This window comes from Anaerorhabdus sp., assembly GCF_036637135.1.
Lineage (GTDB): Bacteria > Bacillota_I > Bacilli_A > Erysipelotrichales > Erysipelotrichaceae > Anaerorhabdus.
Window position 1 is genome coordinate 48,257 of sequence record NZ_JAVWNC010000002.1, and the last position, 9,562, is coordinate 57,818.

Sequence of the window (9,562 nt, forward strand, 5' to 3'; positions counted from 1 at the left end):
TTTATTTAATAAGGTCAATTGCATTTTGACCCTTATCTTCTGGTACCATTTTTACTTCTATAGAAATTCCACGGTCATTCATATCCTTCAATCTTTCAATTTCTTCTGGCGAAACAAACACAGCCATTGAGATTTGTTTCTTACCATTCTCTGCTTTGACACCACCTAGATTAACTTCTTTGATTGTTGTTACTTGCTTCGTTAATTCATCAGCGTCTTTTATAGATTCAACAATAATCATTAATCGATATTTATCTGTTGCTCCTGAGTTCAAAGCTTTAATCGAATCTTCTAAACTTTTGATTACCAACTTAACACCACTTGGTGCCGCCATTCTTAATGCCGACATACGAAGTGAATCTTTTGCAACCTCATCGTTTGCAATAAGAATACAATCAGTTCCTAAACTTTTTGTCCAAGCGAATGCAACTTGTCCATGTAGTAATCGATGATCAATTCTTACTAGATTTATCATTTTATTTACCCCTCATTCTATTCATAATGTCAGTAATTTCTTTGACATGCTCTGCGCACACATCACCTGTATCAATGCGTGTATCTTTAAAGTAGCTTCCAATGATTGCTGCATCTGCGATATTCATTTGCTCAACTAAGGTATCTTTAGTTATTCCTGCCGCAACAATTACCGGGAAATCACCCACTACTTCTTTGAAAAGTTTTATCTTTTCAATTGATGTATTCTCTCCAGTTGCTTCCCCAGTGACACAAATACCATCACATCTTGTCATTGCGATTTTTAAGTCTTCTTCAACGGTTCGTTCTGAAAGCACTGGTTGATATTTAAACCGAACACCACCTATTAAACTTGCTTCTGAATTTTCTCTTTCAATTTTGAAAAATTCATGTAGAGATGGTTCATCTCTTTCTTTTACATGTCCAACAACAGAATCTATCTGTATAAATTGCGCATGATATTTATTTGCTAAATGAAATCCTAGATGATCAACATTCAAACAGTTTACTCCATAAGGAATTGAGAGATTACTTTGTTCAACATAATTTAATATTCTTTCTAATTGAATATAATTTCCAAAATATGTTTCCAGAATAATTCCATCAATACCATTATTTATATAAATATCGATTTCCTTCTTAGCTCTTTCAAATACATCTTCATCATCTGTTCCTTTAAGATGAATCATTCCAATAATTGGTTTCTTATTTTTAAATAGTGATAAGAAATCTCTGCTCATAATTTTTCCTCTTTCTAAAAGTCATTCTCGACTTGGTCTATTTGGTTAGAAAATTCAATAAACTTAATACCCTCTTTTGTTTCTTGTACTATGTCCGCTATATTTAGTGTCGTTAATGGCTCACAGAAACTTAATAATAAATTTAATACCATTGCCAAATTCAACCCTGTAAATAATCGTACATTGGGATATTTTGTTAATGGAACCATTGCTGTACATACACTTGCTCCATATAAGTCTGTAACTATTACATACTCTATTTCTGGACTGTTTTTTATTTCTGTTTCTAACTTCTCTGCATAATCTGTTGGTGAATTACCTGGTAATAAACAATATGTTTCAATTGAATCTGCCATGCTCCCTGTGATTAATTTTGCGGCATCTTTCATGCCTTCTGCCAAATGACCATGTGATGCTAAAATCGTTTTCCTCATGTTTCCTCCCTCTTTTTAGGCGCACTAAAAACAACTTTTAATGCTCTATTTCAAATGTACTTTTATTTATTACTAGATCTCACTGAGAACTTGTAAATGTCACTTCGAATATATTGCTCGTTATAGTAAAGCACTTGATTCATATCTCCAACTACCAACTGGCTAATATAGAGTAATGGAGTTCCAACTACGCAATCCAAATGTTTTGCTTGTTCTTTTGTTGCATATTTAATTTCAATAACATCATCAAAGAATTTCGCTGTATTTCCTGTATTCTCTCTAATCACATCCAAGAGTGGTTGAGACTCAACTTCTTTATTTAACATGAAATCAAAGTTTGCAATAAAATAGTCTTCTTCTAACATACTTGCTCTACCATCGATAAATCTTAAACGTTGCATATGAATAACTTGTTCTTGTTCAGTAATATTTAAGCAATCGCAAATTCGTTTATCGACTTTTTTTAGTCCTTTGAAGATTACTTCTGTACTTGGTATTTTTCCAGCTTGTAAGCAAGATTTTGTAAAACTTCCCTCTGCACTGACAGTTTCGACAAAGACAGGTAATGATACAAATGTACCTTTGCCATGTTTTTTTACAAGTACATTATCATTACAAAGTTTTTGTATTGCGCTTCTTACCGTAATACGACTTACATTGTAAGTTTGACTCAGTTGCTCCTCCGAAGGAATTTGACTTCCTATTTTGTATTCCCCTGATTCTATTTTCTCCATAATCGCATCATAAAGTTGTTGATATAAAGGTGCTGCAACATTGTTTTGTAGATTATTCATATATCCTCCATGTAAATATGCAAAAATTCTCCCTGTTTATATAAGACATCATAACACGTATTATTATATTGTCAAACTATTTTCTTTTGTATTTACCAAATAAAAACTCCCCTATTCCATCCAGTCTTAATTTGACTTTCTGTTAATAGTAGGAGTTTTTCACAATATTTTTTTATTAATTCTCTTTTAATAATTCTTCATAATTATCTTTAGGCATCGGTTTTGCATAGAAGAAGCCCTGTGCAATATAACAAGATAACTTTTCTAACAACTCTACTTGTTCTCTTGTTTCAACACCTTCAACAACTACAGACATATCCAATCCTCGTGCTAATGAAACAATATTACTTAAGATAAATCCTGCGCGATTACTTGTTTCCGCATCTCTTAAGAATTCTCTATCTACTTTAAGGACATCCGCAACAATATCTTTTAGAAGATTGAATGAAGAATATCCACTTCCGAAGTCGTCAACACAAATTAAGAATCCTTTTGATCTCAACTGACTGCAGATACGTCCAAAATCTTCAATACTCTCATGAATAATTGTTTCTAGTAACTCTAACTCAACCAAATGTGGTGGTAAATCATACTTATTGATAATTGCCTCTAGACGTTCGACATATCCTTCACTATAAACTAACGCTTTTGATTGGTTCACCGATATAGGTAGAGGTTTGAGGCCTTTAGTAAGCCAATCTCTCTGCATCCTACATACTTCCTCTAAAACAAACATATCTATGTTTACAATAAATCCATTCTTTTCAAATAAAGGAATGAAATCTGCTGGTGATATTACTTTACCATCTCTAATCCAACGAACCAATGCTTCCGCTCCAACCATTTTGCCTGTATTAATATTCATTTTAGGTTGAAGATAAACTTGAAACTCTCTATTATTCAATGCTTCGTACATTACGTTTTCAACTTCTTTTTCTGAAATTGCATTTCCTCGCATCTTTTCGGTATAGAAACAGAACTTACGTTCAGATTCTTGTTGCTTCGCAGTTTGATGCGCCATAGTCGCTCTATCCATAATCATACCCACATCTTTTTCATGTGGTGGTACTTTATATACCCCTGTAGTAAAGTTTACCTTATATTGCTTGCCTGCTTTATTTAGTTCCTCTTTAAAACTATTTCTAAATTCTGTACCCATTCCAATAACTTCTTCATCTGAATCACACATCAATAAACACATGAAGTTATCACCACTTTCATGACAATATAAATCTTCATTTGTTAAGATTTTTGATATTAATTTTTCCATTTCAAGTAAAACAAAATCACCTTCAGAATAGCCATACATATCATTGATCATTTTGAAATTATCTACATCTACTCGAACCATATATAAACCAGCTTTATAATTCGATAGTTTTTCTTTAACTAAAATTCTAAATTTATTTATATTATTACAATTCAATAATGGATCTATATACGCTAATCGCTCAAGTCTCTTCTTGTTTCGATAATCCATCAAGATAATCGCTAATAATAATCCTCCAAATAAGAATATTGAAACCATCACACTGACTAAATTTCTCATGATTAATCGATTCGCATAATCCATTACAACTGATTTAGGGACTACCGATATAACAACCCAGTCATTAATGTTAGAAGTTACAAATGTAGCGACTACACTATCATTTTCTGTTTTATATTCAATGACTCCATCTTTATGATTCATGATATCATAACGTACTTCATCACACACTTCTTGACTGTTGCCAGACTCTTCAACGATGGTAAATAAATTCAATTCACCCTGGAAATCTTCATCCCTTCCGGAATGCGCAATAATTGTACCTTTTGTATCCACAATATATGAATATCCATACCCATTAAATATACTTGTATTAATTAATTCTGAAAATACCGACGGTCGATTCGTCGCAATAACTACACCTTTTAACTCACCTTGCCAATAATAAGGGGTTGCATAAACATTAATCACTTGACCATCTGTTTTATCAATCATTTGATTTGAAACACTACTTATTCCTTGTAATGCAAGTTTAAAATACTCACGATCATTTGCATTAAAGTTTTCACCATCTGTTGCATATACATTTCCATCTAAATCGATAAATCCCAATCGTTTAAATTGAGTACGTTGTGCCTCTAATCCTAATACTTCCATAATTCGGCTTATTTCATATACATCAATACCACCAGCGATATTTGATATTGCCTTTATTTTATCTAGTTCTTGATTCACAACTTTATCAATTGCATTTGCATTTAAAACCGCAATCTCTGTAAGAAATTGTCTATTTTGATTATCAAGGTCATCTTTTGTCGCCTTGACTATAAATCCGCCCATCATTAAAAGAGTACTTAAAATCACTATTACGATCAATGTCCATCGCATTATTTTTGATGAATTCTTTTTCATAACGTATCTCTCCCACACACGTACTACTTTTCTACCTGTAATCTATTATACAAGAAAAAAACAGTTTTTTAACTGTTTCTTAATCTAAATCAACTAATTTTCCTTCTTTTAAGAATACTCTATGGTCAGAAAGCTTTGAAACTTCATTACTGTGCGTTACTACAATAACTGTTTTTCCAAATTTTTCTGTCAACATTTTGAATATACTGATGATTTCTTGTTCAGTTGCAGTATCCAAGTTTCCCGTAGGTTCATCCGCAAAGATTAAATCAACGTTAGAAGCTAAGGCACGTGCTATCGCAATACGTTGTTGTTCTCCACCTGATAAATGTGTAACCAAACGTTCTGCTTTTGACTTAACAATTCCGAATTTTTCTAATAGTGCATATCCTATTTCTTTTTGATTTTTTGGCATTGGATTATCTGTCTCCAACATTGCCACTTCAATATTTTCAATACCTGTTAAATATTGAATTAAATTATATGCTTGAAATACAACACCAATTTTATTTCGTCGATATTTATATAATCCAATCTTATCTAAGTCTTCCCCATCAAAACTAATACTTCCACTCTCTTGTTTATCAAGTCCTGCAAGAATGCTTAGTAATGTTGTTTTACCTGATCCTGATGGACCAAGAATTGTATAGAACTTTCCTTCTTCAAAATTATAACTTAAGTCTTTTAATATTTCTCTTCGATATCCACCATCAATGTAACCATAATTGATATTTTCTATTTTTAGTTTTGTACTCATTTTATCCTCCTATGACAACATGATTCTCTTTGGATTTAAACGCATGATCATGGCAGAAGGTATGAGTATACTCACAAAGACTACCAAGATACCTAAGCCATATATTTCAAGTATTAATATTGGATTGATTGATACATGATAATTTTGCAGTAATTCATCTTGACTGATTTCTGTGAAATATGATTGATCTCCAATCCATGAATAGTTTGTATCCGTTTCGATTTCTTCATCTACATTATTTTGTTGATAGTCCAATACCAAATCGCCAACCTGACCCGCAATCAAGCTTCCACTTGCTACTGCTAGTGTAAATCCCATAAGTCCAATAATTAATAATTCAGTAAATAGTTGCAAGACTACTTTTACTTTACTAACACCCAAAGATAAGAGAACTCCTATTTCAAATTCACGTGTTTTTAGTGTTAATGCAGTAACTAATGAAATGATTACAATTGCATTTAATGCTACAATCCACACAATAACATTCGCAAAGAAAGATAATGAATCTAATGGTTTCGCAAGTTCATTAAATTCTTTCTCATTAGAATTGAATTTAATATATGTTTCTTCATTTGATTTATTGTCATCTACAAACGAATGAATATCATTCGCATTCTTAAGTAAGAATGTTGCTTTATTTGTATTAAGGTAATCATTTAGTGTTGGTCGATCTTGACCCTCTATCATCGCAGTATTACCAGTTTTTTCAAAGTAATCATATACTTTAGATATTAAGTTATAACTAAAGTCTGCATGGGCAGTTAGTGGAACTAATATAGCGTTCTTTGGTGACTCATAAGGCGCCATCCAATCAAACTGTTCTGAGTTTGGATCTACATCATTAATCGTTGTATAAATACCGATGATTTCAACTTCCATAATGCAATCATCTTCACTTATGCCCATTGTCGTTTTATATTCTTCCAATTGGCTTCCTTGAAACATCGTGTATTTTATTGTGTCTCCTACGCGTAATCCATTTTGCTCTGCAAGTTCTTTGGTAATCACTGCTACACGGTTAGAGTTATCAATATCATCTTGTGTATACATTCTACCCTCTTGTAGGGTAAATGTATTATCTAAGAATTCAATCATGTTTGGATAAGCATTAGCCATAACCAATAGATTAGATTCTTGATAGACATATTCTACTCCCGTAACAGCGTCAATTGAAACGCCACCACTACCGCCTTCATTCTTTTTGTTTTCATTACCTACTGGTACATTCTCAAATCCATTTGAATAGGCCACGGCACTAATTAATTGATTAACACCCGCAACACGTTCATCACTCATCATTGTTTTTACTTTTTCATTATCAACACGCGGCATATTTTGACTAAATACGTTTCGTTCTTCATCTGATTCCAGTTTTTCCATGTCCTTCCAAAAAGTTTCATAATCCATTTCGTAGGCAACTACTGCACGCATTTTATTACGAGTTATTTGCTTTGCATTCTCTGCCGCATTACTAATCCCTAATCCCACTAAAACTAAATTCCCGATCATGAAAAATGTAATACCCAAAATAATTGATTTCGACATTTTCCTTTTTACATAGAATAACGCTCTTTTCATATAATTCATATCCACTTACCACCTTATATGAATAGTCTAAATGATAAAACTAAAGAATTTCTTAACATCCGCTTAATTAACACAAAAGAAAAGAAGTGACAAATGTCACTTCTTAATCGATATCTTGGAGTTGCCCATCTTGTAAGAATACACGATAGTCAGACAATTTAGAAACTTCATTACTATGTGTTACCACGATAACTGTTTTCTTAAATTTCTCTGTTAACATTTTAAAGATACTAATAATTTCTTGTTCTGTTGCACTATCTAAGTTTCCTGTAGGTTCATCCGCAAAAATTAAATCTACGTTAGATGCTAATGCACGTGCTATCGCAATACGTTGTTGTTCTCCACCTGATAAGTGTGTAACTAAACGATCTGCTTTAGATTTTACAATACCAAACTTTTCAAGTAATGCATATCCTATTTCTTTTTGATTCTTAGGTACTTCATTATCTGTTTCTGTCATTGCTAATTCGATATTTTCAATTCCAGTAAGATATTGAATTAAGTTATACGCTTGGAATACTACTCCAATTTTATTTCTACGATATTTGTATAACCCTAATTTTTCAAGAGATTCTCCAGCGTAATAAACAGTACCACTTTCTTGTTTATCCAAACCTGCAAGGATACTTAATAATGTTGTTTTTCCTGAACCTGATGGACCAAGGATTGTATAGAACTTTCCTTCTTCGAAATCATAACTTAAGTCTTTTAAAATTTCACGGCGATATCCACCATCTACATATCCGTAGTTAATATTTTCTACTTTTAATATTGTTCCCATGGTTTCCTCCTATGCCAACAAGATTTGTTTTGGATTTAATCTCATAATCATTGCAGATGGAACTAAAATACTAACGAATACTACTGCAATTCCCATTACATAGATTTGAATAATAATCCAAACACTAATCGTTACATGATATTGACTTAAAATATCATCTTGAGTTACTTCTGTGAAATAGTTTTGATCTCCAGCCCATTGATATGAGTTGTCTACCGTTATTTCTTCTTCTGTGTTGTTCTTTTGGTAATCAAGTACCATATCTCCAACTTTACCAGCTATAAGACTTCCCGTACCAACTGCCAGCGTAAATCCTAAGAATGCTACAATTAATAATTCCACAAACATTTGTAAAACTACTTTAACCTTACTTACACCAAGTGACAATAGAACACCAATTTCAAACTCACGTGTTTTTAATGTCAATGCTGTTACTAATGAAATTATTACAACTGCATTTAATGTAACAATCCACACAATTACATTAGCGAAAAGTGATAATGTATCTAATGGTTTAGCTAGTTTCTTAAATTGTTCATTATTCGCATTTAATTTTGTATATTCAATAAGTTTATCTGTATTATCCTCTACAAATTGATCAACTTTTAGCGGATCATTTAATAAGAATACTGCTTTGCTTGCTCCCATAAATGAATCTATTGTTGGTGCTTCACCACCATAGTTTTCAGCTTGTCCATTAGCTACCGCATTGTTGTACATAGCTAATGACATATCATAATTGAATTGTGCATATGTTGAATGCGGAAGCAAGATAAAATTCTTTGGCGATTCATATGGTTGCATCCAATCAAATTGTTCAGAGTTTGGATCCACATCATTCTTTGTATTATAGATACCAATAATTTCTAAGTTCATATTGACTTGATCTTCAGTTAAACCATTGTTTTCCATATACATTTTCATATCACTCGGTTGAAAGTTTGAAAGAGTAATTGTGTCTCCAACTTTCAAGCCATTTAATTCTGCTAATTCTTTTGTAACAAGAGCAACACGATTTCCATTATCAATATCCTCTTGTGAATACATTCTTCCTTCTAGCACCTCATAAGTACCATCTTCTAACTCGATCATATTAGGAAAGATATTTGTTTGAATCATGATATTTGGATTTACATATACGACTTCATTTCCAAATTCATCCCTATATGTACTTGACGAATTATTGTTTTTATCTTCGTTACCTACAGGTACATTATCGAATCCATTTGAATACATAATTGTAGCCGTAGAGAAATTAACTGCCTTAACTCTTTCATCTTTTGCCATTTCTTCAACTACATCTACTTTAATTGAAGGATAGTTCTTGTATGCTTCATTTATTTCTTCATCTGATTCTAATGTATTGATATATTCATAGTATTTGTCATAATCTACTTCATAATTCACTACTGCTCTCATTGATTTTCTAGTTAATGTCTTAGCACTCTCCGCTGCATCGCTAATACCTAACCCAATTAATACTAAGTTACCTATCATGAAGAAGGTAATCCCCAATAGAATTGATTTAGACATTTTGCGTGTGACATAACGCCAAGCACGATTCAAAAAGTTCATATTTTATCCTCTTTCTATT

The 9,562-nt window shown here is 32.2% G+C and carries 9 protein-coding genes; all 9 read right to left on the reverse strand.

From position 1 onward, the window contains the following. Position 1: 1 nt before the first annotated feature. Positions 2–475, reverse strand: a complete 474-nt coding sequence (locus RR643_RS00630; protein ID WP_332482016.1) for a PTS sugar transporter subunit IIB — start codon at positions 473–475, stop codon at positions 2–4. A 1-nt stretch (position 476) separates the two neighbouring features. After that, positions 477–1,214: a BtpA/SgcQ family protein gene (locus tag RR643_RS00635; RefSeq protein WP_332469879.1), complete on the reverse strand. Its 738-nt coding sequence runs from the start codon at positions 1,212–1,214 to the stop codon at positions 477–479. Between the two features lie 14 nt (positions 1,215–1,228). Continuing rightward, a complete protein-coding gene (locus tag RR643_RS00640; protein ID WP_332469880.1) occupies positions 1,229–1,648 on the reverse strand; it encodes a PTS sugar transporter subunit IIA in 420 nt (139 codons plus the stop codon). A gap of 62 nt (positions 1,649–1,710) precedes the next feature. After that, positions 1,711–2,442 carry a GntR family transcriptional regulator gene (locus RR643_RS00645; protein ID WP_332469881.1) on the reverse strand — a complete coding sequence of 244 codons (732 nt, stop codon included), beginning with the start codon at positions 2,440–2,442 and terminating at the stop codon, positions 1,711–1,713. A 175-nt stretch (positions 2,443–2,617) separates the two neighbouring features. Further along, positions 2,618–4,843, reverse strand: coding sequence for a bifunctional diguanylate cyclase/phosphodiesterase (locus tag RR643_RS00650; RefSeq protein WP_332469882.1), 2,226 nt, complete (start codon positions 4,841–4,843; stop codon positions 2,618–2,620). Positions 4,844–4,922: 79 nt separating this feature from the next. Next, entirely contained in the window at positions 4,923–5,600 is a 678-nt protein-coding gene (locus RR643_RS00655; RefSeq protein ID WP_332469883.1) for an ABC transporter ATP-binding protein, read from the reverse strand. A gap of 9 nt (positions 5,601–5,609) precedes the next feature. Beyond that, positions 5,610–7,187 (reverse strand): ABC transporter permease, encoded by a 1,578-nt coding sequence (locus tag RR643_RS00660; protein ID WP_332482017.1) that lies wholly within the window; start codon positions 7,185–7,187, stop codon positions 5,610–5,612. Positions 7,188–7,290: 103 nt separating this feature from the next. Next, a complete protein-coding gene (locus RR643_RS00665) occupies positions 7,291–7,968 on the reverse strand; it encodes an ABC transporter ATP-binding protein (protein WP_332469787.1) in 678 nt (225 codons plus the stop codon). A 9-nt stretch (positions 7,969–7,977) separates the two neighbouring features. Then, a complete protein-coding gene (locus tag RR643_RS00670) occupies positions 7,978–9,543 on the reverse strand; it encodes an ABC transporter permease (RefSeq protein WP_332469788.1) in 1,566 nt (521 codons plus the stop codon). Positions 9,544–9,562: the final 19 nt, after the last annotated feature.